Genomic DNA, 25,563 nt, shown 5'->3' on the forward strand with positions numbered 1-25,563 from the left:
CAAAGCTTTCAACGTGCCCTTTGCACCCTCGCAGCGATCCCGTGCCGGCATGCCTCGCCTTGACGCTTGCCGGCCAGGCCTCTAGGGAATGCCCCATTCCGCCGCTCCGTCGAGGCCGCCGTGACCGTCACTATTCCCGCCCACATGCATCCCAGCCGCTCCTTCCAGGGGCTGATCCTGACCTTGCACAACTACTGGGCGGACTATGGCTGCGTCATCCTGCAGCCCTACGACATGGAAGTCGGCGCCGGCACCTTTCATCCGGCGACGACGCTGCGCGCGCTCGGGCCAAAACACTGGAACGCCGCCTATGTGCAGCCCTCGCGGCGGCCCAAGGACGGGCGCTATGGCGAGAACCCGAACCGGCTGCAGCATTATTACCAGTACCAGGTGATCCTGAAGCCCAATCCGCCCAATTTGCAGGAGCTCTATCTCGGCTCGCTCAAGGCGATCGGCGTCGATCCGCTGCTGCACGACATCCGCTTCGTCGAGGACGACTGGGCAAGCCCGACGCTGGGCGCTTGGGGGCTGGGCTGGGAGTGCTGGTGCGACGGCATGGAAGTGTCGCAGTTCACCTATTTCCAGCAGGTCTGCGGCATCGAATGCGCGCCGGTGGCGGGTGAGCTGACCTATGGGCTGGAGCGGCTGGCCATGTATGTGCAAGGCGTCGACAATGTCTACGACCTCAACTTCAACGGCCGCGAAGGCGCCGACAAGGTGACCTATGGCGACGTCTTCCTGCAGGCCGAGCAGGAATATTCGCGCCACAATTTCGAATTCGCCAACACGGCGATGCTGCTGCGCCATTTCGAGGACGCCGAAGCCGAGTGCAAGGCGCTGCTCGATGCCGGCGCGCCGGCTTCGAACGACAATCTGCCGATGCACCGCATGGTCTTTCCGGCCTACGACCAGTGCATCAAGGCCAGCCACGTCTTCAACCTGCTCGACGCGCGCGGCGTGATTTCTGTCACCGAACGGCAGAGCTACATCTTGCGGGTGCGCAATCTGGCGAAAGCCTGCGGCGAGGCGTTCTTGCTGACGCAGGCAGGCGGCCTGGCAGCTTAGCGCGCCGTTGACTGGAGGGTGAAGGCTTCCATCGTCTGCAAGGCGCGGCGAACGCCCGGCATCGCGAATGCACCATGAACCTGCGCCGTGAAGCAGGCGCTGAGTGCGAGGATCTGCAGCAATGTCGATATCGTCTTCATGGTCGTTCAGCCAATAGCTCTCTGCCTGAGCGTGGGTCGCTTCAGCGCGGCGTTCGGTTCATGGAAATCTTTGAACCAAGGACGGGCGGGCCGGCGTCGTCCCGACAGGGCAGGGAAAATTCCCGGAAATCGGTTGAAGCCGACGATCGGCGCGGGAAAGGGTGACAGCGGCCAGCCGAGTTGCTATGCCCCGCCCGGACCATTGCCGCGTGAGCCCTATCCATGCCTGACTTGCTTCTAGAACTCCGCTCGGAAGAGATTCCCGCCCGCATGCAGCGCAAGGCGGCGGGCGACCTCAGGAAGATGCTGACCGATGGTCTGGTCGAGGCCGGGCTGACCTATGACGCCGCGCGCGAATACTGGACGCCGCGCCGCCTAGCGCTCGATATTCGCGGCCTGACCGCGCGTTCGAAGGACATTCACGAGGAGATCAAGGGCCCCGCGACCTCGGCGCCGGAGCAGGCGGTCCAGGGTTTCCTGCGCAAGGCCGGGCTGGCCTCGATCGCCGAGGCGCATGTCCACTCCGATCCGAAGAAGGGCGACTTCTATGTCGCGCATATCGCGAAGCCGGGCAGGGCGGCGGAAGAAATCATCGCCGAACTGGTGCCGGCCATCATCCGCAGCTTCCCCTGGCCGACATCGATGCGCTGGGGCCCGGCCTCGGCAAAGCCCGGCTCCTTGCGCTGGGTGCGCCCCCTGCAGTCGATCCTGTGCACGTTTGGTCCGGAGACCGAGGAACCGGTCGTGGTCGATTTCGAGATCGACGGTATCCGCGCAGGCAATGTCACCTACGGTCACCGCTTTCATGCGCCGGATGCCATCACCGTGCGTCGCTTTGATGACTATGTGACCAAGCTGGAAGCGGCGAAGGTCGTGCTCGATGGCGACCGCCGCAAGGAGATCATCCTCGCCGACGCCAGGAACCTCGCTTTCGCCAACGGGCTCGACCTGGTCGAGGACGAGGGCCTGCTAGAGGAAGTGTCAGGCCTGGTCGAATGGCCGGTCGTGCTGATGGGCGAATTCGAGCAGGATTTTCTCGCCATTCCGGCCGAGGTGATCAGGCTCACCATCCGCGCCAACCAGAAGTGCTTTGTCACGCGCCCGCAAGGCACCAATGAAGGCCTTTCCAACCGCTTCATTCTGACCGCCAACATCGAGGCCAAGGATGGCGGCAAGGAGATCGCGCACGGCAACGGCAAGGTGGTGCGCGCCCGCCTGTCCGATGCGCTCTATTTCTGGAAGACCGACCAGGGCAACGTGCCTGATCTCGACCAGCTGCAAGCTTCGGCGGCAAAATTCGCCCTCGATCTTAACAAGCCGCTCGACCAGCGCATGGCCCGCCTCGACCATCTTGGCGTCACCTTCCATGCCAAGCTTGGCACCCAGGGCGAGCGGGTGGAGCGGATCAAAGGGCTGGCCGGCGAGATTGCCGACATCTTTTCGAAGCAGGCGAGCTTCTTCGACGGCAAGCTGCTGTCGGCCGACGATCTGAACACCGAGCAAAAATACCTGCGCGAGCGCGCCGAACGCGCTGCCGTACTGGCCAAGGCCGACCTCACCACCGAAGTGGTTGGCGAGTTCCCGGAACTGCAGGGCGCGATGGGCCGCAAATATGCGCTGCTGCAGGGCGAGCATGCTTCCGTCGCCGCGGCCATCGAAGAGCACTACAAGCCGCAGGGCCCGTCCGACCGCGTGCCGACCGATCCGGTTTCGATTGCCGTAGCGCTTGCCGACAAGCTCGACACGCTGGTCGGCTTCTGGGCCATCGACGAAAAGCCGACGGGGTCAAAGGATCCCTATGCGCTGCGAAGAGCAGCGCTGGGGGTGGTCAGGATCGTGCTCGAAAACAGGATCAAGCTTTCCTTCGGGGTTGCCATAGCGGCGACGGTCTCATCGGCGCTCGCGGCATATGAACGTCTCGGTGAGGGCGCAGAAAGTCGTGGCGTGGTTGCCATGCTGGATTCTCGCATTCACGATTACAGAGGCACAAGCCGTCTCTTGCCGGAAGCGGGTCTTGTCGCTGATCTGGTGAAGAACGGTCTCGAGAAGGCAATTGCCGAAACCTTTGGCTCTTCCGATCCGGAGCGGGAGTTCTTCGACGGCCAGCGCATAATGGAGCTGCAAGCCTCGCTGGTCCCATTCATTGGCGACCTCCTCGCCTTCTTCCACGACCGCCTGAAGGTCTACCTCCGCGACCAGGGTGCGCGGCACGATCTCATCGATGCGGTCATCACGCCGCAATCCGACGACCTCCTGCAGATCGTTCGCCGGGTCGAAGCACTGGGCTCTTTCCTCGACACCGAGGATGGCAGGAACCTGCTGGCCGGCACCAAGCGCGCGGCCAACATTCTGGCCGCCGAGGAGAAGAAGAAAACGGCGATTGCAAGCACTGTTGAGCCGGATCTTTTCAGGGAAGATGCCGAGAAATCGCTGTTTGCGGCGGTGAATCAGGCTGAGAAGCAAGCCGGCGAAGCGATTCAGAATGAAGACTTTTCCGCCGCCATGCTGGCGCTTAGCGTATTGCGTGAACCGGTTGATTCATTCTTTGAGCAAGTGCTCGTAAATGACGAGGACCAGTCCGTGCGCGCCAACCGCCTGGCGCTGCTCGCCCGTATCCGCGCGGCGACCGATCAGGTCGCGGATTTCTCGAAGATCGCCGGTTAAGAGCATGATCCCGAAAAGTGGGAACCGGTTTTCGGATAAGATCATGCCCAACAAAAACCGCTGGAAAAAATTCGCCGGACGGCGTTCGAGCCGGCTTACAGTCATATGACGATGATCTCTCCGTGGCAAAAGGGACATGTTCCCCAACCCAACGGAGGCTTCCATGAATTCCGCTCACGAAATCGAAGTGACAGAAGAAACCTCGGGCGACGCCGAGGCGCTTGAATCCGCTTCCGAAACCACCCTCGATCAAACCGCTGCCGCTGCAATCGAAGCTGCCGATCTGTCGGATGACGACGAGGATGGCGATGACGAAGACAGCGAAGATACCGACGAGGAAGACGACAAGGCTGCCGTCCTGTCAGGCGACGACGAGGACGAAGAAGACGAAGAGAATGACGACGAGGACGACGACAGCGTGAAGGCCGAAGGCGACGACGCTGACGAGAAGGAAGAGTCCGACGAGGCCGCCGACGACAAGGATGAAGCGGCCTGAGATTTCTCAATCGACTGCGGTGACGAAACAGGGCGGCACATCAGCCGCCCTGTTTTTTGTCGGTCTCCCGGAAGCTGACTTCGTCAGTCCTCCCGAGGTTGACGAAGTCAATCCTCGAGAATGCTGACGTGCACGCTGTCTTCGTAGACGTCGACCTGGATCAGCGGCTCGCCATTGACGATGGCGCGCTTGGTCGAGGAACTCATCGCGCCGCCGCGCTGCAGCATGCGCTGCAAATTCGCGCGGTCATCATTGCTCCCGAACCAGTCGTCACCCTGGTCGTCGGCGTCGCGCCGGTGAAACTTGTGCCAGTTGGCGCGGTCCTGCCGCACCATCTGCGCGGCACTGTCCAGTTCGTAGCCATCGCTGGCATGGTGGTCCCGGTCGGAAATGCGCGCGACATAGGACCCCAGCATGTCATCGGCACGGGCAGCTCCCGTGCCCAGCAATGATGTCAGCAACAGGCCGGCGACGGCAAATGATCTAGCCTTGTTCATGATAACCCCCCGTTGTCCTGAGCCGGGAGACCCGGCGCGGCGCTATGGCGTGATGGTGCGCCCGCCGGCGGATCGGCGTCAAGCCGAACGGTCTACATGAGTTTTTCTGCAGGGCGTCCCGGCGGTGTCGCCGGCTGAGCCGCTGCTGCCGGTTGAGGCTGCGATTGTGCTTCAGGCTGTGGCTTGCCATAGGCTTCGGTCGTTGCCCCTGCAGGCTTGGTGTCAACCGCAGGTTTGTCGCCGGCTGCCGGCGCGGCGGCAGTCGCGGCCTTGGCCGGTGCGGCGGGCGACGCGAAGGCGCCGCCGACGACGCCGCCACGAATGATCATCGGAGGCTGCATGGAGCCAGATTTGTGTTCGCCCGGGATCGCCGCGACCTTTTCATAGGTGACGTCGGGCTCAGGGTCGCCGAGCGCCACAATCGATGGCGTGGTGGAGGCAGCGATCTTTACCGGTTCGGGCGAGCCAAGCCTGACCACGGACGGCGTCGACGTCGATGCGCCGAGAACGAGAATTGAAGAGGCCTGCGCCCCGCCGGTCATCGCCGCCAGGGTGAAACCAAGCGCTCCAAGCATACGCACTGACACCATGATATTCCCCCTTGCCATAAAGCCGACACGATAGCGTTAGGGAATTGATGCCGGCTTGCGAGGAAGCATAGCATTTTAGGGATTGATAATTCGCCAACGCCCGGACTTGCCCCATAAGCGCCACCGTACTACGCACCCGGCATCTGCGAGGTGATGACAGTGGCTGAGATAGTTGCCGCCGGCGAGGCGATGGAGCGGGCGCTGGCATTGCTCGAAGGTGGCGATGTCGTCGCCATCCCCACCGAAACGGTCTATGGGCTGGCCGGCGATGCGACCAATGGCATCGGCGTGGCGCGCATTTTCGAGGTCAAGGGCCGCCCGCGCTTCAATCCGCTGATCGCCCATATCGCCCATCTGGCGATGGCCGAGCGCATTGCGCTGTTCGATCCGCTGTCGAAAAGGCTGGCGCAGGCGTTCTGGCCGGGGCCGCTGACGCTGGTGCTGCCCCAGCGGGCCGGCAACGGCATCCATCCGCTGGTCACCGCCGGGCTGGACACGATCGCGCTGCGCATGCCGAAAGGTTTTGGCGGCGACCTGATTGCCAGGCTTGGCCGCCCGCTGGCGGCGCCCAGCGCCAATTCCTCGGGAAAAATCAGCGCCACGACAGCTGAGGCAGTAGCCGCCGATCTCGGTGCCAGGATCAGGCTGGTGGTCGATGGCGGCGCGACTCCGGTCGGGCTGGAATCGACCATCGTCAAGGTAGAAGGCGCAACGCTGCGGCTGCTGCGGCCGGGCGGCATCGCCGCCAGGGAGATCGAGGCGGTCGCGGGGACAAAACTGCTGCGCGGCGCGACAGCGGGCATCGAGGCACCCGGCATGCTCGCCTCGCACTATGCGCCGAGTGCCGCGGTGCGGCTCAACGCCGAAAAAATCGCCAAGGGCGAGGCTCTGCTGGCCTTTGGTGGCCGCCGTGCCGAAGGCTGGCAAGGTGCGGCCGCCGTGCTCAACCTGTCCGTATCAGGCGACCTGCGCGAAGCCGCCAGCAATCTCTTCGCGCAGCTTCAGGAGCTCGACCGCAGCGGCGCGACAAGCATTGCCGTCGAGCCGATCCCGTTCGACGGCTTGGGCGAAGCGATCAACGACCGGCTTGCGCGTGCCGCCGCCCCTCGTGACATCTCCGCGTCCGAGACATAGCTTTCAGCCATGACCGAAATTCTCGCAGACCTCGCCCCCGCTCTCATCGATCGCTTCGCTTCCATCGTCGGGGACAAATATGCGTTGCGCGACCAGCAGGACATCGCGCCTTACCTCACCGAGCGGCGCGGACTTTGGCACGGCCGGACGGCGCTGGTGCTGAGGCCCGGCAGCGTCGACGAGGTCAGCCGTATCATGCGCCTGGCGAGCGAGACCGGAACGCCCATCGTGCCGCAAAGCGGCAACACCGGGCTGGTCGGCGCCCAGGTGCCGGACACATCCGGTCGCGAAATCGTGCTGTCGCTATCGCGGCTGAACCGCATCCGCGAGATCGATGTCCTCTCCAACACGGTGACCGTCGAGGCCGGCGTCATCCTGCAGACTTTGCAGGAAGCGGCCGATGCCGCCGACCGGCTGTTTCCGCTGTCGCTCGCCGCGCAAGGCTCCTGCCAGATCGGCGGCAATCTCTCCTCCAACGCCGGCGGCACCGGTGTGCTTGCCTACGGCAATGCACGTGAACTCTGCCTCGGCGTCGAAGTGGTGCTGCCGACCGGCGAGGTGTTCGACGATCTGCGCAAGCTGAAGAAGGACAACACCGGCTACGATCTGAAGAACCTGTTTGTCGGCGCCGAAGGCACGCTCGGCGTCATCACCGCCGCCGTGCTTAAGCTGTTCCCCAAGCCCAAGGGCCGCGAAGTGGCCTTTGCCGGTCTGCCGTCGCCCGAGGCGGCACTGTCGCTGTTCAGCCTGGCAATGGGCCGGGCCGGCGCGTCGCTCACCGCTTTCGAGCTGATCGCCAAAAGGCCCTACGACTACACGCTGAAGCATGCGCAGGGCGTTATCCGTCCGCTGGCCGAGGACTGGCCCTGGTATGTGCTGATGCAGGTCTCCTCCGGCCGTTCGGAAGAGGACGGCAAGGCGCTGATCGAGGAGGTGCTGTCGGCCGGTCTGGAGCAAGGCATCGTCGGCGACGCGGTGATTGCGGCGAGCCTCGCCCAGGGCGACGCCTTCTGGAATTTCCGCGAGGTGCTGCCCGAGTGCCAGAAACCCGAGGGCGCCTCGATCAAGCATGACATTTCCGTGCCGATATCATCGATCCCAGAATTCATTGGAAAAGCCGCCGGCGCCGTGGCTTCGGTCAGTGCCGGTGCGCGGGTGGTCTGCTTCGGCCACATGGGCGACGGCAATTTGCACTACAACATCTCCCGGCCCGTCGACGGCGATGACGAGGCCTTTCTCGGCCTCTATCACACCATGAACAAGGCCGTGCACGACGTCGTGCGCTCCTTTCACGGTTCGATCTCGGCCGAGCATGGCATCGGCCAGTTGAAGCGCGACGAATTGATCGCGACCGCGCCGCCAATGGCGATCGACCTGATGCGCAGAGTGAAGGCTGCTTTCGACCCCGCCGGGATCATGAATCCCGGTAAGGTTATCTGATCCTTTCAACATCTTGCGCTCAGTCTCATTCCGATAACCATCCCCTGAGATCAGCAAAATTTAACCGACTTTCTTAAGCCGGGCGGTAAGGAGCCCGCGCTACTGTTTCGCCATAACGAGGCTGGGAAAACCGGCCCGGTGGGATCCGTGAAAACGGCTCTCAGGAGAAACACAGGAAGGCAGTAGATGAACAGTGTACTGAAGCCCATCTGGGCTGGGCGCAACATGCGCCTCGACCCATTTCGCCTGCCGCAAGTGGTGAGCTATGCCACGCGCGACGACTATGGCGACGTGACTTTCACCATCGACCAGCGTGGTGCCGTTATCCGCCGCACGCTCGAGATGAGCGGCGTGCCGGCGATCATCGCTCTGCCCGCCAACGCGTTTCGCGGCGTCGCCGCCCGCGCGATGGAAGATCCGGAAGGCAATGTCACGGTGACACTGGAACTTCTGCACAATGATCCGATGCTGTCGGTGCCGTTGCTGGTCGCCGACGATCTCGACGATGTCGCCGCCGACTGGCGCGCCTGGGCCGAAGCCTATCGCTTGCAGATGCTGCTGATCGAAGCCGACGGCATTGCCCGCACGCTGGAAGAATCACTCGGCGCCGCCATCAAGGCGCTGCCGCCGCAGGACCGCCGCAAGGGCCGCGTCTCGACCACCCGCCGGCCGCGGTTCCTTGCCCGCCGCAGGGCCGGCGATCTCGGCCTCAGGCTGGTCGTCGACGGCCATGAGATTATTTCCAGAGAGTAGCTTGGCCGGCGATTGGCGAAACCGCCAACGACAGCTTCTTCTCCCCGTCACTATACGGGGAGAAGTGCCCGGCAGGGCGATGAGGGGCGGCGCTGACCAAGCCGGTTGTCTAATTCAAAATTGATCTGACGCACGCGCTATCGCCGCCGTGCATTTCACTTTGCCTCAAAGGTTGGCGCTGCCCCTCATCCGGCTGCCGCCACCTTCTCCCCGTATAGTGACGGGGAGAAGGGAGCTTACACCAGCGGTTTCAGCGTCACCCACAGCGCGCCGCCGAGCAGGCCGAGAAAGATCAGCCAGCCGACCTGGTTGTTCGATTTGAACAGCCGCAAGCATTGGTCCGGATTGTTGATATCGAGCCTGGCTATCTGCCGCGCCATATGGGCGCCGGCGGCGATCAGCCCGGCCAGCGCTGGCACCGGTGCCTGCGCCGAGGCAAAGGCGATGGCAAAGCAGACCAGCGCCCCGCCATAGAGCCCGACGAGCCAGGTCTTGGTGTTGTCGCCGAACAGGCGCGCCGTCGAGCGCACGCCGACGATGGCGTCGTCTTCCTTGTCCTGATGCGCATAGATCGTGTCATAGCCGATCACCCACAGGATCGAGCCGATATAGAGCATCACGGCCGGCCCATCGAGATCGCCGAACTCCACCGCCCATCCCATCAGCGCGCCCCAGGAAAAGGCGAGGCCAAGCACCAGCTGCGGCCAATTGGTGAACCGCTTCATGAACGGATAGACGGCGACGATCAACAGCGAAGCGATGCCGAGCGGGATGGCGAAGTCGTTGAACTGCAAGAGCACCGCCAGGCCGACCAATGCCTGGATAACGAGGAATATCCAGGCCTGCCGGCGTGTCGCCTTGCCCGACGGCAGCGGCCGCGAGCGCGTGCGCTCGACCTGGTTGTCGATGTCCTGATCGACCAGGTCGTTATAGGTGCAGCCGGCGCCGCGCATGGCGATGGCGCCGATCAGGAACAGCACGAGATACCATGGCGCCGGCAGGAGCGAGAGCAGCGGATCGCCGGGGCGGGGATAGGCGCTTGCCGCCAGGGCAGCCGACCACCAGCACGGCCACAACAGCAACTGCCAGCCGATCGGCCGGTCCCATCGGGCCAGTTGCGCAAAGGGCCATAGCCAGCGCGGCAGAACGCGGTAGACCCAATGGCCGCTCGGCGCGTCGGCGACGCGGCCCTGCGCTGCTTTCGATTGCACGGTTTCCATACCGCTGGAGTGGCAGCAGCGGCGAAAGCCGTCAAGACCGATCTCGTCAGGTGAAAATATCGTGGGCGGAGAACCAGCCTTTCGCCACATCGATGAACGCCAGCGCGGCATTCGACAGGCGCTGGCGCGTATCGTGGGTCAGGATGATGCGCTGCATGGGCAGCGGGTCCGAGAGCGGTTTGCAGATCAGCGGCAGGCCGTCATAACTCAGGTCGCCATGCGGGCGGGTGTAGCTGACGGCGACGCCGAAACCATTGGCCACCATGCTGCGCTGCAGCTCGAACGAACTTGTCCTGGCGTCGGCCACCGGCGAAAGGCCACGGCTGCGAAACAGGTCGAGCATATGCTGCCAGCTGTGCGGCTGGTCGGTGGTGATCAATGGGTAGGCCGCGAGGTCCGCCAGGCTGACGGTGGCACGGCTCGCCAGTGCGTGCCCGGCCGGCAGCAGCGCATGCGGCCTGAGCTCATGCAGCAGGATACGGGCAAAATGGCTGGGCAGGCCGAGATCATAGCTGAGGCCGAGATCGATCGCAGAGTCGCTTAGCCGCCGTCCAAGCGTCTCGAACGTCTCGTCGCGAATGACGATCTCGACGCCCGGACAGCGCTCCGAGAAGGCGCGGATGAGAGCTGGCGCGAAATAGGGCGCAAGATCCTCGAAGCATCCCAGCACCAGCTCGCCGGCGACAGCCGCTTCGCGCGATCCAAGGCCGGCGAGTTCGTCCGCCTCGGCTAGCACTTGCTTCGCCTTCGCCACCGCTGTCCGGCCAAACGAGGTCAGCGAAATGCCGCTGCCACGCTGGCGGACAAACAGTTTTTGGCCAAAATTCTTCTCGACGTTGTCGATGGCCACCGAAATCGACGGCTGTGAGACGTTCAGCGTTCGCGCCGCCACGGTGACGCTGCCGTGACGCGCCACGGCGACGAGATAACGCAGCTGTACCAGGGTCAAATTCATAGTCTGGTTCTATGCCTTGCATGGAAAGTTATTATTTTACCTGATGGACAGCTGCTGCGATAGTCGGTCATCCCCTGAGAGAAGGAAGCGAACTGATGGCTGCCCAACATATCGATGCCGAGACAATTGCCGACTACCAGCGTGATGGCGCCGTTTGCATCCGCGGCGCCTTCAAGGATTGGGTCGACACCATCGCCGCCGGCATCGAGCGCAACATGCAGAACCGTAGCGCTGCGGCGTCGGATATCGCCAATGGCAAGGGCAGCTTCTTCGACGATTACTGCAACTGGGAACGCATTCCCGAATTCGTCGACGTGGTGCGCCATTCGCCGGCTGCCGAACTGGCCGCGGCGGTGATGCAGTCGCGCAGCGCCCAGTTCTTCCACGACCACGTGCTGGTGAAGGAGCCCGGCACCCAGAAGCCGACGCCCTGGCATCAGGACATCCCGTACTACTTCGTCGATGGCAGCCAGACCGTCAGCTTCTGGATCCCGATCGATCCGGTCAAGGAGGCGACGCTGAGGCTGATCGCCGGTTCGCACAAATGGGAAAAGATGGTCCTGCCGGTGCGCTGGCTGAACGATGCCAATTTCTACGCCGGCGAGGGCGACTATCGGCCGGTGCCCGACCCCGACAACGACCCATCGCTGAAGGTTCTCGAATGGGAGATGGAACCGGGCGACGCCATCCTGTTCGACTTCAGGACCGCACACGGCGCGCGCGGCAACATGACCGCGGCCCGGCGCCGGGCGCTGTCGCTGCGCTGGGTCGGCGACGATGCGCGCTATGTCGAACGGCCCGGCCGCACCTCGCCGCCCTATCCCGGCCATGACATGAAGCCGGGGCAGAAACTACGCGAGGACTGGTTTCCCACCATCTTCAGCAGCTAAGCCGTCTTCCGGAGCTGACAGAACCGCCGGTTCGACGCATCGGGGACGTTGATTGCCCAACGTTCCCGTGCGCAATCGGTCTCAAGAACCGCAAAAGTCTTGACCCATCGCCCGGCGGGCAATAGCGCAGTCCTTGTCTTGGAATGGCAAGGGATGTTGGCATGCGCGTTTTACTGATCGGCTCAGGCGGCCGCGAACATGCCCTGGCCTGGAAGCTTGCCGCATCGCCGCTGCTGACCAAACTCTACGCTGCGCCGGGCAATCCGGGCATCGGCCGCGAAGCCGAGCTGGTGACGCTCGACATCAAAGATCATGCGGCGGTGACCGCCTTCTGCGCTGAGAAGAAAATCGACCTCGTCGTGGTCGGGCCGGAAGGGCCGCTGGTTGCCGGCATTGCCGATGATCTTCGTGCCGCAAACATCCGCGTCTTCGGCCCTTCGAAGGCTGCGGCGCGGCTGGAAGGCTCGAAAGGTTTCACCAAGGATCTTTGCGCCAAATACAACATCCCGACCGCTGCCTATGGCCGCTTCGGCGATCTGGCCTCGGCGAAAGCCTATGTCGAGAAGATGGGGGCGCCGATCGTCATCAAGGCCGACGGTCTCGCCGCCGGCAAAGGCGTCACCGTCGCCATGAAGCTGGATGAGGCGCTGGCCGCACTCGATGCCTGTTTCGACGGCTCCTTCGGCCAGGCCGGCGCCGAGGTCGTGGTCGAGGAGTTCCTCACCGGTGAGGAGGCCAGCTTCTTCTGCCTGTGCGACGGCGTTACTGCCTTGCCCTTCGGCACCGCGCAGGATCACAAGCGCGTCGGCGACGGCGACACCGGCCCCAACACCGGCGGCATGGGCGCCTATTCGCCGGCGCCGGTAATGACGGCAGAGATGATCGAACGCACCATGCGCGAGATCATCGAGCCGACCATGCGCGGCATGGCTGAAACAGGCGCGCCGTTTTCAGGCGTGCTGTTTGCCGGGCTGATGATATCGGACAAGGGCCCAAAACTGATCGAATACAACACCCGCTTCGGCGACCCGGAATGCCAGGTGCTGATGATGCGGCTGAAGGACGATCTGCTGGTCCTGCTCAATGCTTCCGCCGATGGCCAGCTTGCCCATACCTCAGTGCGCTGGCGCGATGAGGCGGCACTGACAGTGGTGATGGCGGCGAGGGGCTATCCCGGTGCACCGGAAAAGGGCTCGGTCATCCGCGGCCTCGACGAAGCCGCCAGCGATGGCGTCGAGATCTTTCATGCCGGCACGGCCATCAACAGCGGCGCGCTGGTCGCCAATGGCGGCCGCGTGCTCAACATCACCGCGACCGGCAAGACCGTCGGCGAGGCGCAGAAAAAAGCCTATGCCGCGCTCGACCGCATCGACTGGCCGCAAGGTTTTTGTCGCCGCGATATCGGCTGGCAGGCTGTGGCGCGCGAGAAGGTCGGCTGACCCTCTAAAATGGGCGAGACGGGCCTTTGCCGCTGGCGAGTCCCGTCGAAGCAGTACTGACCGGGTCGGCCGCCGCGGTGAAGGCGGCCTCGAGCTGTGCCGGTGAACGCTGTTCCGTCCGCTTCCAGGCGACATATTGGACAATGCCGAAACTCGGCCGCCGCGGCACCGTCTTCACCACCGGGATGCGGAAGCCGTCGCGGAATCTCGACCAGCGTGCGCCGATCACTGCGACCATCTCCTCGACCGTCGGCGGTGTCGCCACCGAAGCGTAGGTGATGGTGACATTGCCGGCCAGCCCCGCCTGGCGCGAAACCGGCACCGGTATCGAGGCGAGATAGTCCGCCGGCACGTCGATCAGGCCGCCAAAGGCCCATTGTTGGCGCAGCGCAGCTGCATCCATCGGCGCCACATTCACGTCGATGTCGTTAGGTGTGCCCGCGACCCGATAGGGGCAGTGCAACCGGCCGCAATTGGCTTGCGCCGAAAACTGCCAGAGCGCGTAGCCTTGCCAGTTGCCCATCGGAAAATGCACGTCGATGTCGGGCTTGTAGCGCGCATACCAAAGCGGCAGCCGCGACAAGAGCCGGTACTTGTAGCGGTTGTCTGCAATGTACTGGGCAGTCTTGCCGTTGGTGTAGAGCACCGGGAAGCGGCCAATGCGTCGATGCACCTGGCGCACGAACTCTTCGGCATCCTCGAGTGACATCCATTGCGTCGGATCGTTGCCCTCGACATCCAGAGCCATCAGATCGTCCGGCGCCGGTTCGGCGAAATCGATGAAACTATTGGCCTGATCGATCGGGTTGCCGGGGCGGGCGAGGTGATAGGCACCCCATTTCAGCCCGAGCGCCTTGGCCACCACCTTGCGCGTCTGGAACAGTTCGCGCGTCACCGCATAGCGTTTCCACAGCGTCTTGCAGAGCCTGATTTCGGTCTCGTCGCCGGAGCAGAAATAGGGCGGCGGCAGTCCGTCGGAGGCCTTGTTGATGAAGCCGACGACGCGCTTGTCGGTGGCCAGTTGCCCCCAGTCGATGGAATTGTATTCGTAGGCGTCGATGACCAGAGCGCGGTCGGCACTCTTCCACGGCTCGGCGAAATCCGAGGCCTGTGCGGCCGTTGTCAGCGTCACCATCGCCGCGAGAGCGAGCGCTGAGCGGCGAAAAAGATGCGCCGGCGTTTTCAAACAGGGAATCCCCGCTGACCAAACACCGATGGTGAACCGCTATGGTTAAGGAAATGCTTTTGGGGTCTGAGCCACAGCTGAGACGGCCTCAGGCGCGCCTCGCAGATTGCAAAATCCGCGTGACAAAGTTTGACGTTTACGTAAAAAGAAGAGGGGAGACCGCCCAAAGGCGGATGGTTTTGCGGCCGCGCTGGTTCTAGGGTCGGCCCGCAAAGTTAGGGAGGAGCAAGCAGCATGTACAGGGCACCGGTCGAGGACATTGCCTTCACGCTGAAGCACGTTGCCGGCCTCAAGCCTGCGCTCGATGCTGGCACCTTTGGCGATCTCGGCGAAGACCTTGTCGACGCCATCCTGGCCGAGGCCGGCCGCTTTGCCAGCGAAGAGGTAGCGCCACTCTACAAGATCGGTGACGAGCACGGTGCGGTGCTGAAGGACGCCGCCGTCACCATGCCGCCAGGCTGGAAAGCGCTTTATCGCCACTGGATCGACGGCGGTTGGAACGCGCTGTCGGGGCCTGAAGAGTTTGGCGGCCAGGGGCTGCCGACTATGCTCGGCGTCGCCGCGCTCGAAATGTGGAACTCCGCCGCCATGGCCTTCGGCATCGGGCCGACGCTGACCATGGGCGCGGTCGAAGCGCTGGACAAGCATGCCTCACCGGCGCTCAAGGCCAAATATCTGGCTAAGCTCGTCTCCGGCGAATGGATGGGCACGATGAACCTGACCGAGCCGCAGGCGGGTTCGGACCTAGCTGCCTTGCGCGCCCGAGCCGAGCCGGCCGGCGACGGCACCTATCGCATCTTCGGCCAGAAAATCTTCATCACCTATGGCGAGCACGATTTCACCGACAACATCATCCATCTGGTGTTGGCGCGGTTGCCCGATGCGCCGGCCGGCACGCGTGGCATATCGCTGTTCCTGGTGCCGAAATTCCTGGTCGGCGACGATGGGTCGCTCGGCGCCCGCAACGATGTCTTCTGCTCCGGGCTCGAGCACAAGCTGGGCATCCACGCTTCGCCGACCTGCACCATGATCTATGGCGACGGTTTTGAAGGCGCCGCACCCGGCGCCATCGGCTGGCTGATCGGCGAGGAGAACAAGGGCCTCGCCTGCATGTTCACCATGATGAACAATGCAAGGCTTTGCGTCGGCATGCAGGGCGTCGCAGTCGCCGAAGCCGCAACGCAAAAGGCGATCGCCTATGCCAATGACCGCCGGCAAGGCAAGGCCGCAAGCTACAACGGCGCCGGCATGGCGCCGATCGTCCATCACCCGGACGTGCAGCGCACGCTTTTGACCATGAAGGCGCTGACGCAGATCGCGCGCGCCATCAGCTATTCCTGCGCCCACGCCATCGACAGCGCGCGCGTGTCCACCGGCGAGGCGGCGACGCATTGGCGCGACCGCGCCAATCTGTTGACGCCGCTGGCCAAGGCCTTTTCGACCGATGTCGGCGTCGACGTCGCTTCGCTTGGCGTTCAGGTGCATGGCGGCATGGGTTTCATTGAGGAGACGGGGGCTGCAGCGCTTTACCGTGACGCCCGCATAGCGCCGATCTATGAGGGCACCAACGGCATCCAGGCGATCGATCTGGTGGCGCGCAAACTGCCGCTCGGTGGCGGCGAGCATGTGCACGGCTACATCGCCGAACTTGCGGCCGTCGCCAATGCGGTGCGGACCTCCAACCTTGAGGGTTTCGGCCGCACCGCGGAGAACCTCGACCGGACGCTCGACGATCTGATCGAAGCGACGCGCTTCCTGCAGAAATTGCTGGCCGACGGTCGCTCCGACGACGCGATGGCCGGTGCCACGCCCTATCTCAGACTGATCTCGCTTGCCGCCGGCGGCGCCTATCTGGCGCGCGGTGGGCTTGCCGACCAGAACCGTATCGCGCTTTGCCGCTTCTTCGCCGAAAACCTGCTTGGCGAGACACATGCTTTGAAGGCACGCATTCTCGACGGCGCCGAAAGCGTTGCTCTTGCCGGCAAGACGCTGATCTCCGCCTGAATTCTCCGCTTGACGTTCACCAGGGAAAAAAGACCGTGACAGACCATATTCTCGTCGAGCGCCAGGGCGCCATCCAGATCATCCGCATGAACCGTCCCGACAAGAAGAATGCGCTGACGCGCGCCATGTACGCGACCATGTCGGCGGCCTTGGCCGCGGGCGACGCCGATCCGGCGGTCCGCGTCCATGTCTTCCTCGGCGCACCCGGCGCCTTCTCCTCAGGCAACGATCTCGCCGATTTCCTGGTCGTCGCCACTGGCGGCGACGGTGGCACCGAGGTCTGGGACTTCCTGATGGCACTGGCCAAGGTGGAAAAGCCGATGGTCTCCGGCGTCGATGGCATCGCCGTCGGCATCGGCACCACGCTCAATCTCCACTGCGACCTGACCTTCGCCACGCCGCGCACCGTGTTCCGCACGCCCTTTGTCGATCTCGGCCTGGTGCCCGAGGCGGGCTCCAGCCTGCTCGCGCCGCAGGTGCTGGGACGCCAAGGCGCCTTCGCGCTGCTTGGCCTTGGCGAGGGTTTTTCCGCCGAACGGGCAAAAGCCGCCGGGCTGATCTATGAAGTCGTCGAGGAAAACGCGCTTGAAGCCTCGGTGCTGGCCGCTGCCGGCCAGATCGCGGCCAAGCCGCCGCAGGCGCTAAAGATCGCCCGCGACCTGATGCGCGGCTCGCGCGACGACCTCGTCGCCCGCATTGGCGAGGAAAGCGCGCATTTCCGCGAGCGGCTGAAGTCGGACGAGGCGCGCGCAGCGCTCACCGCGTTCATGACCAGAAAGAAGTAGCTCAGCCTTCTACCTCCCCTCGATGGGGAGGTCGGCCCGCGGGCCGGGTGGGGGTGAAGCTAGCCAGCCTACCGGTGCTCGGTCGCAATGCGGATGCCCAAACCGATCAGCACGACGCCGGTCACACCTTCGATGCAACGGTGGATCGATGGGCGGCGCAGGAAATCTCCCGCCTTGGCGACCAGCGTTGCGTAGAGTGCCAGCCAGGTGAACGTCATGACGGCGAAGACCGCTCCGAGACCGAGCAACGCTGAAAAACTCTCCCCGCCCGACGGCACGAATTGTGGCAACAGGCTGGCGAAGAACACAGCCATCTTGGGATTGCCGAGATCGCTGATCAAACCCTGCCGATAGGCGTTCGCCGCCGTCAGCCGTCGTGCTTGTCCGACAATAGCGCCGGCACTCTGACGATGTGATGGTCGAACCGCTTCTTGCAACGCCTTGAAGCCGAGATAGACGAGATAGGCGGCACCTACATATTTGACCGCAAGGAACAGAGGTTCTGAAGCGACGAGCAGCGCGACGATGCCGGCGCTGGTGGCCAGAGCCCAGATTATCTGGCCACTGGAAATGCCAAGCGCGGTAAACACGCCGCCCATGCGTCCGCCGAGCAAGGTGTTGCGAATGGTGATGGCGGTGTCGGGGCCGGGCGTGGCAATCACGAAGAACGAGACACCGAGAAAGGCAAGGAACAGGTTCATGGGGACACCCTTTGAGCCGAGATGGCTTTTCGGAAACACCTATGGATAAAGCCTTGTCTTGTCCCAGCCGCGCTCGGCGTTGCGCGAAAAGACGACGCGGTCGTGCAGCCGGAACGGCCGGTCGTGCCAGAACTCGATCGTCTGCGGCACGATGCGAAAGCCCGACCAGTGTTTTGGCCTGGGGATTTCGCCGATCGGATAGCGCGCCGTGTATTCGGCAACGGCCTTTTCCAAGGCGAATCGGCTTTCCAGTTGCCGCGACTGTTTCGAGGCCCAGGCGCCGATGCGGCTGCCGCGCGGCCGTGTCGCGTAATAGGCATCGGCTTCCGCGTCGCTGACGATCTCCACCGGCCCGCGGATGCGCACCTGCCGGCGCAGCGATTTCCAGTGGAAACACATCGCCGCCTTCATGCTGCCAAGAATCTCGCGGCCCTTGGCGCTCTCGAAATTCGTGTAGAAGACAAATCCCTCCTCATCGAACCCCTTGAGCAGCACCATCCGTACATCCGGCATGCCATCGGCATCGACGGTCGCCAGCGCCACGCCGTTGGCATCGTTGATTTCGCTCTTCGTCGCATCGTTCAGCCACGTGGCAAAGAGGCGGAAAGGTTCGGCCGCCTCGGTAAAGTCACCGCTTGTTAACTCTGAGTCGCTCATAGTTTTCCCAAATTTGTCGCTGGCTGGGGGAGATTGCCGATTGTCGCGTATCGCGCAAGCTTTTGACAGCAGGCACTGGAGCGTTATCGCTTCGGCCAGCGTCAAAGCTGCGATCATGAGGGCTGCGATCGTGGCGACCGCTTTACCGCTCGCCGCTTGCGGGGCAGGCGGCTTCAGCCTTGAAAAGGCCGAGGTCGACCGTTCGATCCTCACCGCAAGCGCGCCTGACCCGACCGCGCCGCTCGACCAGGATCGCGCCTCCGACCAGACCACCATCCGCAACGCCGTGTCTTCCGCCGACATCGAGGAACTTGCCGGCCAGGCCGTGCCGTGGGCGAATTCCGATACCGGATCGCGCGGTTCGATCACCGAGCTGGCAGAACTCAAGGACAACGGCCAGACCTGCCGCCGCTTCAAAGCCTCGCGCGAAAGCTTCGATGGCGTCACGATGTTCCAGGGCGAAGTGTGCCTGGCCGGTGCCGGTGCCTGGCTTGTGCAGGACTTCAAGGCACTCTGAGATTCGCGTCGATATCAGGTTCACGGCACTGGAATTTCTTCCTATACAGACGCATATGAAAGGCGACTGTAAATTCACCCTTCTTGCAGGCAGGAATCATGCGCGACCCCTATGAGGTGCTGGGCGTTGCCAAAAACGCATCGGCCAAGGACATAAAATCGGCGTACCGCAAACTCGCCAAGAAGCATCATCCGGACCAGAACCCGAATGATCCCAAGGCGAAGGACCGGTTTGCCGCTGCCAACCAGGCTTACGAGATCGTCGGCGACGAGAAGAATCGCGCTGCTTTCGATCGCGGTGAGATCGACGGCGACGGCAAGCCGCGTTTTCAGGGCTTTGAGGGTGCAGCGGGCGGTGGCGGCGATCCCTTCGGCGGCTTTCGCCGACAGCAGGGTGGCGCGGGCGGCTCGCGATTCGAGTTTCGCTCGGGGCGTCCGGGCGGCGATCCGTTCGATGGCAACAGCGACATCTTCAGCCAGATCTTTGGCGATGCCTTCTCCGGGCAGCGCGGCGCCGGCGCGGGCGACCGCCGCCAGGCGCCGACCGGCGCCGACCTCAACGTGACGCTTGACGTCACCATCGAGGAAGCGGCGACCGCCGAGAAGGTGACGGCGATGTTCCCTGACGGCCGCAAGGTCGCGGTCAAGCTCCCCGTCTATGTCGAGGACGGCCAGACCATCCGGCTGAAGGGGCAAGGCGAGCAAGGGCCGGGACAGCCGGGCGATGCGCTGGTCAAGATCCACATCCGCCGCCATCCGCGCTACCGCGTCGAGGGCCGCGACCTGCATGCCGACCTGCCGGTGGCGCTGGCCGATGCGGTGTCGGGCGCCAAAGTGCCGGTCGAGACGCCGACCGGCAAGCTTGCGGTCAACATTCCCGCCTGGTCGAGCTCGGACAAGGTTTTGCGGCTGAAGGGCCGCGGCCTGCCTGAAAAAGCCGGTGGTCACGGCGATCTCTACGCCCATGTGCGGCTGATGCTGCCGGAGGGCGGCGACAGCGAACTCGAGGCGCTGATGCGCAGCCGAAAAGGCTAGAGCCGGCGTTTTGTCCCCCGAACTGTCGGTTTTGTGCGCTTGAAGGGACTCTGTGCCTGTGCGATAGGCTCTCCACAAAGCAGAAAATCTTGCGGAGAGCGCTCACATGGCGGGTGGACAGGGCATTATGGCCGGCAAGCGCGGGCTTATCCTTGGCGTCGCGAATAACAGGTCGATCGCCTATGGCATCGCCAAGGCCTGCGTCGACCATGGCGCCGAGATCGCGCTGACCTATCAGGGCGAGGCGTTCAAGAAGCGCGTCGAGCCGCTGGCGGCGGAATTGGGCGCGCATATCGCCGGCCATTGCGACGTAACCGATCCGGCGAGCCTCGATGCGGTGTTCGCCGACATCGCCAGGCACTGGGGCAAGCTCGACTTCCTCGTCCACGCCATCGCCTTTTCCGACAAGGACGAGCTGACCGGCCGCTATGTCGAGACGACTCGCGACAATTTCCTGCGCACCATGGACATTTCCGTCTATTCCTTCACCACCATCGCCAAGCGCGCCGAGGCGCTGATGGCCGATGGCGGCTCGCTGCTGACGCTGACCTACTACGGTGCCGAAAAAGTGATGCCGCATTACAATGTCATGGGCGTCGCCAAGGCGGCGCTCGAAGCCAGCGTGCGTTATCTCGCCGTCGACCTCGGGGCCAAGAAGATCCGCGTCAACGCCATCTCCGCCGGCCCGATCAAGACGCTTGCCGCGTCCGGCATCGGCGACTTCCGCTACATCCTGAAGTGGAACGAATACAATTCGCCGCTGAAGCAGACGGTGACGCAGGAAGAGGTCGGCGATTCCGGCGTCTATTTCCTGTCCGACCTGTCGCGCGGCGTCACCGGCGAGATCCATCATGTCGATTCCGGCTACCATGTCGTCGGCATGAAGGCGGTCGACGCACCGGATATTTCGACGGTCAAGGACTAGCCCCCCGCGAACACCGCCGCTCGCCCGCCTGCCACGACGTTCTTCCGGAAGACCTGATGTATCCGCTCGTCTACATCGTGCGCCACGGCCAGACGCAGTGGAACGCTGACTTCCGGCTACAAGGGCAGGCCGACACAGACATAAACGCGCTCGGCCGCGAGCAGGCGACTGAAAATGGCCGACATCTGGCTGAATTGGTCCACAACCCCGAAGATTTCGACTTTGTCGCCAGCCCGATGCGCCGCACGCGCGAGACGATGGAGCGCATCCGTGCGGCGATGCAGCTCGATCCGCACGCCTACCGCACCGATCCGCGCCTGGTCGAGGTGCACTTTGGCGACTGGCAGGGTTTCACCTTTGCCGAAATCGAGGCCAGGGATCCCGGCTCGACCAAGGCGCGCCGCCGGAACAAATGGAATTTCCAGCCACCGGGCGAGGGCGCCGAGAGCTACCAGATGCTGCTCGAACGGATAGAGCCGTGGCTCGATGCGCTCGACCGCCAGACAGTCTGCGTCACCCATGGCGGCGTCATACGGACCTTGTTTCGTCTGGTGGAAGGTGTTTCCGAACGAGAGGCGGCGCGCCTGGAAGTGCGGCAGGATCGCGTGCTCCGGCTGGATGGCCGGAGCCTGGCGTGGCTGTAGCTGTCATTCGATGTAGGTGACCGTACCCGTTTGTAGGTCATAGATCGCCGCGACAATCTTCAGCGTCCCCGCCGCGGTGAGACCGGCCAACAGCTTGCTCGAAACGGTCAGGCGCCGCGCGGTCCTGCGCGCGCTCTCCTTGGCGGCGTTGTCGACGAAATCGCCTTTTTCGCTTCGCACGGCGATCGCCGCGGGCAGGATTGGTTCGATCATTGGGCCGATGGCGCCCGGATAAGTCGCGTTCTTGGCGACCACGTCGCATGCCGCCTTGACGGCGCCGCAGCTTGTGTGCGCGAGGACGACGATCAACGGCGAGCCGAGCACCGCCGCGCCGTATTCGACTGTGCCGAGCGTGGCTGTGTCGACGAGATTGCCGGCATTGCGGGCGACGAACAATTCTCCAACGCCGTGGCCGCCGAAGATCAGCTCCGGCGGAACGCGACTGTCGGCGCAACTGATGATCGTGGCCCAGGGTGCCTGATGTGCGGCGACAGCGTTCCGCTGCGCGGCAAGGTCGATCGAGCAGAGTTCCGGGTGGCTGATGTAGCGTTCGTTGCCGGATTTCAGCGCAGCAAGCGCTTCATCGGGGGGCACCGCGGGCGCAGCCTCTGCGGCGCGTGCCGACCAGGAAACCCCACCAAGACCGATCGCGACCAGTCCCGCGCCGACCTTGAGAAAGCCCCTCCGGTCAACCCCTTTACGCTTGCAGTCGCTGCACATTGTTCGGCTCCATCGCCGATCTTCTGATGGTGGTCGAAATCCACCGTGGCTTTATCTGCAAACTGAGATTGCGCCCAAGAAACGGCGCTGGCAAGGTCCAGCCTTTGCCCAAAGCGCCTCAACGCCGGGAGTCGAAACGGGGTGATGACAGACGACGGCTCAGCAGCCGCTCCAAAGTGGCGCAAGCGCCCTACAAAGGCTGGTGCCCGTCACTGGAGAGCCGGAAATACTACTCGGTGTCCGGAAGTTCCATATCGGTCACGACATTCTCGCCATTGCTCACATCATAGGCGATGACGATGTCCATGCCCGGCTTCAGCGCATCGAGATCGGTTTCGGCGTTCAGCTTGTAGGACTTGCCGTCCTCCAGCGTCAGCGTCAGCGCGTCCTTGTCGACCGTCTTGATCAGGCCTTCGGTCTGGCCGGCATAGGCGGCAGTGGAAATCAGCAACACGGCGGCAACAGCGCCAATCAGGCTACGCATCATCGTCCTCTTTGTCATTGCGCCGGCACGATGGCGGCGAGTGTCCAACGGGTGAATGGAACAGAGCAGAAACCAACCGAATGTGTCAAAACTAAATCCGCCAGATCACAGTTTGACCCCTGTGGAAAACGCCAATAGAAGGCAGCCCATGGATCGACCTGAAGTCGGTCAGGGCTGGTTTCTATGTCTCACAACACGTTCGGCCATCTTTTCCGTGTCACCACCTGGGGCGAAAGCCATGGCCCGGCGCTCGGCTGCGTCGTCGATGGCTGCCCGCCCGGCATCCGCTTCACCCGCGCAGAAATCCAGGCCGATCTCGATAAGCGCCGCCCGGGCCAGTCGCGTTTCGTCACCCAGCGTCGCGAACCCGACGAGGTGAAAATCCTGTCCGGCTTCATCCTCGATGAGGATGGCGAGACGATGATCACCACCGGCACGCCGGTGTCGATGCAGATCGACAATGTCGACCAGCGCTCCAAGGACTATGGCGAGATCGCCCGCCAATACCGGCCGGGCCATGCCGATTACACCTACGAAACCAAATACGGTGTGCGCGATTATCGCGGCGGCGGCCGCTCCTCGGCCCGCGAGACGGCAGCGCGGGTGGCGGCAGGCGCGCTCGCCCGCAAGGTGGTGCCGGGCATGGTGGTGCGCGGCGCGCTGGTGTCTATGGGCGTCAAATCGATCGATCGCGCCAACTGGAACTGGAATTTCATCGGCGACGCCGAAAACCCGTTCTTCACCCCCGATCCGGCATCGGTCGCGGTGTTCACCCAATATCTCGACGGCATTCGCAAGGCTGGTTCCTCGGTCGGCGCGGTCATCGAGATCGTCGCCGACGGCGTGCCGGCCGGCCTTGGCGCGCCGATCTACGCCAAGCTCGATCAGGACATCGCTTCCGGCCTGATGTCGATCAACGCCGTCAAGGGCGTCGAGATCGGCAACGGTTTTGAGGCCGCCCGCATCACCGGCGAAGAGAATGCCGATGAGATGCGCATGGGCAATGACGGCAAGCCGGTCTTCCTGTCCAACAATGCCGGCGGCATTCTTGGCGGCATCTCGACCGGCCAGGCGATCATCGCGCGTTTCGCCGTCAAGCCGACCTCGTCGATTCTGACGCCGCGAAAGTCGATCGACAAGGACGGCAACGACGTCGATATCATGACCAAGGGCCGCCACGATCCCTGCGTCGGCATCCGCGCCGTGCCGATCGGCGAGGCGATGGTTGCCTGCGCTATTGCCGATCACTATCTGCGTCATCGCGGCCAGACCGGACGCGTCTGATCTTCAACCTTGCCATTCGAGCGGAAGCGGGACGACATGCCTTACGACCAGAAGAAAATCGTCGAGGCCCTGCGCGCCTTCGAGCGCGGCGAGATCGTCGTCGTCATGGACGATGACGGGCGCGAGAACGAGGGCGATCTGATCGTCGCCGCCGTCCACTGCACGCCGGAAAAGATGGCCTTCATCGTCCGCAACACCTCCGGCATCGTCTGCACGCCGATGCCGCGCGAGGAGGCCAAACGGCTCAACCTGTCGCCGATGGTCGCCGACAATGATTCGGCCCACACCACCGCTTTCACTGTCAGCGTCGATTTCAAGCATGGCACCACGACCGGCATTTCGGCCGACGATCGCACGCTGACCGTGCGCAACCTCGCCAACGGCAATGTCGGCGCCTCCGACTTTGTCCGCCCCGGCCATATCTTTCCGCTGATCGCCCGCGAGGGCGGTGTGCTGATGCGTTCGGGCCATACCGAAGCCGCGGTCGACCTGTGTAAGCTCGCCGGCCTGCCGCCGATCGGCGTTATCTCAGAACTGGTCAATGACGACGGCACCGTCATGCGCGGCCCGCAGGTGCAGGCCTTCGCCGAAAAGCACACCCTGAAGCAGATTTCAGTCGCCGACCTCATCGCCTACCGCCAGCGCAAGGAAACGCTGGTCGAGCGCGTCGCCTGTTCCGACATCGATACGCCCGGCGGCAAGGCGCAGGTCTTCACCTACACGCTGCCCTGGGATTCGATGCACCACGTGGCGATCGTCTTCGGCGACATCCGCGACGGCGAGGATGTGCCGGTGCGGCTGCATTCCGAGGATGTGGTCAGCGACGTGTTCGGCACCAGTCACAAGCTCGACGGCATCATGCAAGCGATGGGCGAGCGCAAGCGCGGCGTCATCGTCTATCTCAGAGAGGGCTCGGTCGGCGTCGCTCATCAGGAGCGCAAGCGTCCCGCTCCCACCGATCGCGAGGATCACGAAGAAGCGCGCCGCCGCGAAAACGAGTGGCGCGAGATCGGCCTCGGTGCGCAGATCCTCAAGGATCTCGGCATTTCCTCGATCAACCTGATCGCCTCTCGCGAGCGCCACTATGTCGGCCTCGAAGGTTTTGGCATCCATATCGCCAAGACCGAGATTTTGTAGTTCGTGCAAGCGTGACGCATCGGAAGGATTGCGGGCAGGTCGCATGCGTTGGCGATTGGCTGAAGCCTCCGTGCAGTCGTCATCCTATGGCGAAGCAAGGAGCGAAGCGACGCGGCGCAGACCATAGGATCCATGCCGTGAATTCGACACGCTGCGACGGTTCAGAACTCTGCTCCGCTGCACTTTACGGCAAAAAGTCGCG

At 63.5% G+C, this 25,563-nt stretch carries 26 protein-coding genes; 16 read left to right on the forward strand and 10 right to left on the reverse strand.

The genetic code is table 11. The features are described from left to right. Positions 1-144: 144 nt before the first annotated feature. Positions 145-1,065: a glycine--tRNA ligase subunit alpha gene (locus AC1DX6_RS18660; RefSeq protein WP_477316468.1), complete on the forward strand. Its 921-nt coding sequence runs from the start codon at positions 145-147 to the stop codon at positions 1,063-1,065. Here the strand turns inward: AC1DX6_RS18660 and AC1DX6_RS18665 are convergent. Beyond that, positions 1,062-1,205 (reverse strand): hypothetical protein, encoded by a 144-nt coding sequence (locus AC1DX6_RS18665; RefSeq protein WP_477315917.1) that lies wholly within the window; start codon positions 1,203-1,205, stop codon positions 1,062-1,064. The genes AC1DX6_RS18660 and AC1DX6_RS18665 overlap by 4 nt on opposite strands. Before the next feature lie 222 nt (positions 1,206-1,427). Here AC1DX6_RS18665 and glyS point away from each other — a divergent pair, with 222 nt between their 5' ends. Next, complete coding sequence (glyS, locus tag AC1DX6_RS18670; protein ID WP_477315919.1) at positions 1,428-3,869, forward strand: glycine--tRNA ligase subunit beta; 2,442 nt, start codon at positions 1,428-1,430, stop codon at positions 3,867-3,869. 163 nt (positions 3,870-4,032) lie between these two features. Next, positions 4,033-4,365, forward strand: a complete 333-nt coding sequence (locus AC1DX6_RS18675) for an ATPase (RefSeq protein WP_477315921.1) — start codon at positions 4,033-4,035, stop codon at positions 4,363-4,365. A gap of 107 nt (positions 4,366-4,472) precedes the next feature. Here the strand turns inward: AC1DX6_RS18675 and AC1DX6_RS18680 are convergent, their stop codons facing one another. Together AC1DX6_RS18680 and AC1DX6_RS18685 are read right to left on the reverse strand one after the other, a co-directional pair. After that, positions 4,473-4,862 (reverse strand): hypothetical protein, encoded by a 390-nt coding sequence (locus AC1DX6_RS18680; RefSeq protein ID WP_477315923.1) that lies wholly within the window; start codon positions 4,860-4,862, stop codon positions 4,473-4,475. Positions 4,863-4,954: 92 nt separating this feature from the next. Beyond that, positions 4,955-5,452: a hypothetical protein gene (locus AC1DX6_RS18685; protein ID WP_477315925.1), complete on the reverse strand. Its 498-nt coding sequence runs from the start codon at positions 5,450-5,452 to the stop codon at positions 4,955-4,957. Positions 5,453-5,611: 159 nt separating this feature from the next. Here AC1DX6_RS18685 and AC1DX6_RS18690 point away from each other — a divergent pair, with 159 nt between their 5' ends. From AC1DX6_RS18690 to AC1DX6_RS18700, 3 genes are all read left to right on the forward strand, one after another. Beyond that, positions 5,612-6,586: an L-threonylcarbamoyladenylate synthase gene (locus AC1DX6_RS18690; protein ID WP_477315927.1), complete on the forward strand. Its 975-nt coding sequence runs from the start codon at positions 5,612-5,614 to the stop codon at positions 6,584-6,586. Between the two features lie 9 nt (positions 6,587-6,595). Then, positions 6,596-8,026, forward strand: coding sequence for an FAD-binding oxidoreductase (locus AC1DX6_RS18695; RefSeq protein ID WP_477315929.1), 1,431 nt, complete (start codon positions 6,596-6,598; stop codon positions 8,024-8,026). Positions 8,027-8,212: 186 nt separating this feature from the next. Beyond that, on the forward strand, positions 8,213-8,779 hold the full coding sequence (locus AC1DX6_RS18700; protein WP_477315931.1) for a DUF6101 family protein: 567 nt from the start codon (positions 8,213-8,215) through the stop codon (positions 8,777-8,779). A 236-nt stretch (positions 8,780-9,015) separates the two neighbouring features. Here the strand turns inward: AC1DX6_RS18700 and ubiA are convergent, their stop codons facing one another. After that, positions 9,016-9,999: a 4-hydroxybenzoate octaprenyltransferase gene (gene ubiA, locus AC1DX6_RS18705; RefSeq protein WP_477315933.1), complete on the reverse strand. Its 984-nt coding sequence runs from the start codon at positions 9,997-9,999 to the stop codon at positions 9,016-9,018. A 46-nt stretch (positions 10,000-10,045) separates the two neighbouring features. Next, positions 10,046-10,954, reverse strand: coding sequence for a LysR family transcriptional regulator (locus AC1DX6_RS18710; RefSeq protein WP_477315935.1), 909 nt, complete (start codon positions 10,952-10,954; stop codon positions 10,046-10,048). A gap of 95 nt (positions 10,955-11,049) precedes the next feature. Between AC1DX6_RS18710 and AC1DX6_RS18715 the strand changes: the two genes are divergently transcribed. Further along, complete coding sequence (locus AC1DX6_RS18715) at positions 11,050-11,844, forward strand: phytanoyl-CoA dioxygenase family protein (RefSeq protein ID WP_477315937.1); 795 nt, start codon at positions 11,050-11,052, stop codon at positions 11,842-11,844. A 161-nt stretch (positions 11,845-12,005) separates the two neighbouring features. Further along, entirely contained in the window at positions 12,006-13,283 is a 1,278-nt protein-coding gene (gene purD / locus AC1DX6_RS18720) for a phosphoribosylamine--glycine ligase (RefSeq protein WP_477315939.1), read from the forward strand. 4 nt (positions 13,284-13,287) lie between these two features. On the opposite strand, the gene AC1DX6_RS18725 is transcribed toward purD, so the two are convergent. After that, entirely contained in the window at positions 13,288-14,418 is a 1,131-nt protein-coding gene (locus tag AC1DX6_RS18725) for a glycoside hydrolase family 25 protein (protein ID WP_477316470.1), read from the reverse strand. A gap of 285 nt (positions 14,419-14,703) precedes the next feature. On the opposite strand from AC1DX6_RS18725, the gene AC1DX6_RS18730 reads away from it, so the two are divergent. Continuing rightward, positions 14,704-16,473, forward strand: coding sequence for an acyl-CoA dehydrogenase (locus AC1DX6_RS18730; protein ID WP_477315940.1), 1,770 nt, complete (start codon positions 14,704-14,706; stop codon positions 16,471-16,473). Positions 16,474-16,508: 35 nt separating this feature from the next. After that, a complete protein-coding gene (locus AC1DX6_RS18735; RefSeq protein WP_477315942.1) occupies positions 16,509-17,258 on the forward strand; it encodes a crotonase/enoyl-CoA hydratase family protein in 750 nt (249 codons plus the stop codon). Between the two features lie 68 nt (positions 17,259-17,326). Here the strand turns inward: AC1DX6_RS18735 and AC1DX6_RS18740 are convergent, their stop codons facing one another. Together AC1DX6_RS18740 and pdxH are read right to left on the reverse strand one after the other, a co-directional pair. After that, positions 17,327-17,959: a LysE family translocator gene (locus tag AC1DX6_RS18740; protein ID WP_477315944.1), complete on the reverse strand. Its 633-nt coding sequence runs from the start codon at positions 17,957-17,959 to the stop codon at positions 17,327-17,329. A 39-nt stretch (positions 17,960-17,998) separates the two neighbouring features. Continuing rightward, positions 17,999-18,616, reverse strand: coding sequence for a pyridoxamine 5'-phosphate oxidase (gene pdxH / locus AC1DX6_RS18745; RefSeq protein ID WP_477315946.1), 618 nt, complete (start codon positions 18,614-18,616; stop codon positions 17,999-18,001). Between the two features lie 40 nt (positions 18,617-18,656). On the opposite strand from pdxH, the gene AC1DX6_RS18750 reads away from it, so the two are divergent. The 4 genes from AC1DX6_RS18750 (at position 18,657) to AC1DX6_RS18765 (ending at position 21,736) form a co-directional block, all read left to right on the forward strand. Further along, positions 18,657-19,133, forward strand: a complete 477-nt coding sequence (locus tag AC1DX6_RS18750) for an RT0821/Lpp0805 family surface protein (RefSeq protein ID WP_477315948.1) — start codon at positions 18,657-18,659, stop codon at positions 19,131-19,133. A 98-nt stretch (positions 19,134-19,231) separates the two neighbouring features. After that, on the forward strand, positions 19,232-20,167 hold the full coding sequence (locus tag AC1DX6_RS18755) for a DnaJ C-terminal domain-containing protein (protein WP_477315950.1): 936 nt from the start codon (positions 19,232-19,234) through the stop codon (positions 20,165-20,167). Between the two features lie 106 nt (positions 20,168-20,273). Beyond that, positions 20,274-21,092 carry an enoyl-ACP reductase FabI gene (fabI, locus tag AC1DX6_RS18760; protein ID WP_477315952.1) on the forward strand — a complete coding sequence of 273 codons (819 nt, stop codon included), beginning with the start codon at positions 20,274-20,276 and terminating at the stop codon, positions 21,090-21,092. Between the two features lie 56 nt (positions 21,093-21,148). Beyond that, positions 21,149-21,736: a histidine phosphatase family protein gene (locus AC1DX6_RS18765; RefSeq protein ID WP_477315954.1), complete on the forward strand. Its 588-nt coding sequence runs from the start codon at positions 21,149-21,151 to the stop codon at positions 21,734-21,736. A gap of 3 nt (positions 21,737-21,739) precedes the next feature. Here the strand turns inward: AC1DX6_RS18765 and AC1DX6_RS18770 are convergent, their stop codons facing one another. Then, on the reverse strand, positions 21,740-22,456 hold the full coding sequence (locus tag AC1DX6_RS18770) for a carbonic anhydrase (protein ID WP_477315956.1): 717 nt from the start codon (positions 22,454-22,456) through the stop codon (positions 21,740-21,742). Between the two features lie 229 nt (positions 22,457-22,685). Further along, positions 22,686-22,940 (reverse strand): DUF1344 domain-containing protein, encoded by a 255-nt coding sequence (locus tag AC1DX6_RS18775; RefSeq protein WP_477315958.1) that lies wholly within the window; start codon positions 22,938-22,940, stop codon positions 22,686-22,688. Positions 22,941-23,123: 183 nt separating this feature from the next. Between AC1DX6_RS18775 and aroC the strand changes: the two genes are divergently transcribed. Further along, positions 23,124-24,224, forward strand: coding sequence for a chorismate synthase (gene aroC / locus AC1DX6_RS18780; RefSeq protein WP_477315960.1), 1,101 nt, complete (start codon positions 23,124-23,126; stop codon positions 24,222-24,224). 36 nt (positions 24,225-24,260) lie between these two features. Continuing rightward, complete coding sequence (ribB, locus tag AC1DX6_RS18785) at positions 24,261-25,361, forward strand: 3,4-dihydroxy-2-butanone-4-phosphate synthase (protein WP_477315962.1); 1,101 nt, start codon at positions 24,261-24,263, stop codon at positions 25,359-25,361. Positions 25,362-25,563: the final 202 nt, after the last annotated feature.

This window comes from Mesorhizobium sp. P2_C4 (assembly GCF_056404575.1).

Excerpts from the sequence above, each read along its gene's own strand:
- AC1DX6_RS18770 (WP_477315956.1), bottom strand. The coding sequence starts at position 22,456 with ATGTGCAGCGACTGCAAGCGTAAAGGGGTTGACCGGAGGGGCTTTCTC.
- AC1DX6_RS18715 (WP_477315937.1), top strand. The coding sequence starts at position 11,050 with ATGGCTGCCCAACATATCGATGCCGAGACAATTGCCGACTACCAGCGT.
- AC1DX6_RS18700 (WP_477315931.1), top strand. The coding sequence starts at position 8,213 with ATGAACAGTGTACTGAAGCCCATCTGGGCTGGGCGCAACATGCGCCTC.
- purD (WP_477315939.1), top strand. The coding sequence starts at position 12,006 with ATGCGCGTTTTACTGATCGGCTCAGGCGGCCGCGAACATGCCCTGGCC.
- AC1DX6_RS18665 (WP_477315917.1), bottom strand. The coding sequence starts at position 1,205 with ATGAAGACGATATCGACATTGCTGCAGATCCTCGCACTCAGCGCCTGC.
- AC1DX6_RS18695 (WP_477315929.1), top strand. The coding sequence starts at position 6,596 with ATGACCGAAATTCTCGCAGACCTCGCCCCCGCTCTCATCGATCGCTTC.
- AC1DX6_RS18755 (WP_477315950.1), top strand. The coding sequence starts at position 19,232 with ATGCGCGACCCCTATGAGGTGCTGGGCGTTGCCAAAAACGCATCGGCC.
- ubiA (WP_477315933.1), bottom strand. The coding sequence starts at position 9,999 with ATGGAAACCGTGCAATCGAAAGCAGCGCAGGGCCGCGTCGCCGACGCG.
- AC1DX6_RS18730 (WP_477315940.1), top strand. The coding sequence starts at position 14,704 with ATGTACAGGGCACCGGTCGAGGACATTGCCTTCACGCTGAAGCACGTT.
- AC1DX6_RS18660 (WP_477316468.1), top strand. The coding sequence starts at position 145 with ATGCATCCCAGCCGCTCCTTCCAGGGGCTGATCCTGACCTTGCACAAC.
- ribB (WP_477315962.1), top strand. The coding sequence starts at position 24,261 with ATGCCTTACGACCAGAAGAAAATCGTCGAGGCCCTGCGCGCCTTCGAG.
- AC1DX6_RS18710 (WP_477315935.1), bottom strand. The coding sequence starts at position 10,954 with ATGAATTTGACCCTGGTACAGCTGCGTTATCTCGTCGCCGTGGCGCGT.
- AC1DX6_RS18765 (WP_477315954.1), top strand. The coding sequence starts at position 21,149 with ATGTATCCGCTCGTCTACATCGTGCGCCACGGCCAGACGCAGTGGAAC.
- fabI (WP_477315952.1), top strand. The coding sequence starts at position 20,274 with ATGGCGGGTGGACAGGGCATTATGGCCGGCAAGCGCGGGCTTATCCTT.
- pdxH (WP_477315946.1), bottom strand. The coding sequence starts at position 18,616 with ATGAGCGACTCAGAGTTAACAAGCGGTGACTTTACCGAGGCGGCCGAA.
- AC1DX6_RS18680 (WP_477315923.1), bottom strand. The coding sequence starts at position 4,862 with ATGAACAAGGCTAGATCATTTGCCGTCGCCGGCCTGTTGCTGACATCA.
- AC1DX6_RS18685 (WP_477315925.1), bottom strand. The coding sequence starts at position 5,452 with ATGGTGTCAGTGCGTATGCTTGGAGCGCTTGGTTTCACCCTGGCGGCG.
- AC1DX6_RS18775 (WP_477315958.1), bottom strand. The coding sequence starts at position 22,940 with ATGCGTAGCCTGATTGGCGCTGTTGCCGCCGTGTTGCTGATTTCCACT.
- AC1DX6_RS18675 (WP_477315921.1), top strand. The coding sequence starts at position 4,033 with ATGAATTCCGCTCACGAAATCGAAGTGACAGAAGAAACCTCGGGCGAC.
- AC1DX6_RS18740 (WP_477315944.1), bottom strand. The coding sequence starts at position 17,959 with ATGAACCTGTTCCTTGCCTTTCTCGGTGTCTCGTTCTTCGTGATTGCC.
- glyS (WP_477315919.1), top strand. The coding sequence starts at position 1,428 with ATGCCTGACTTGCTTCTAGAACTCCGCTCGGAAGAGATTCCCGCCCGC.
- aroC (WP_477315960.1), top strand. The coding sequence starts at position 23,124 with ATGTCTCACAACACGTTCGGCCATCTTTTCCGTGTCACCACCTGGGGC.
- AC1DX6_RS18725 (WP_477316470.1), bottom strand. The coding sequence starts at position 14,418 with ATGGTGACGCTGACAACGGCCGCACAGGCCTCGGATTTCGCCGAGCCG.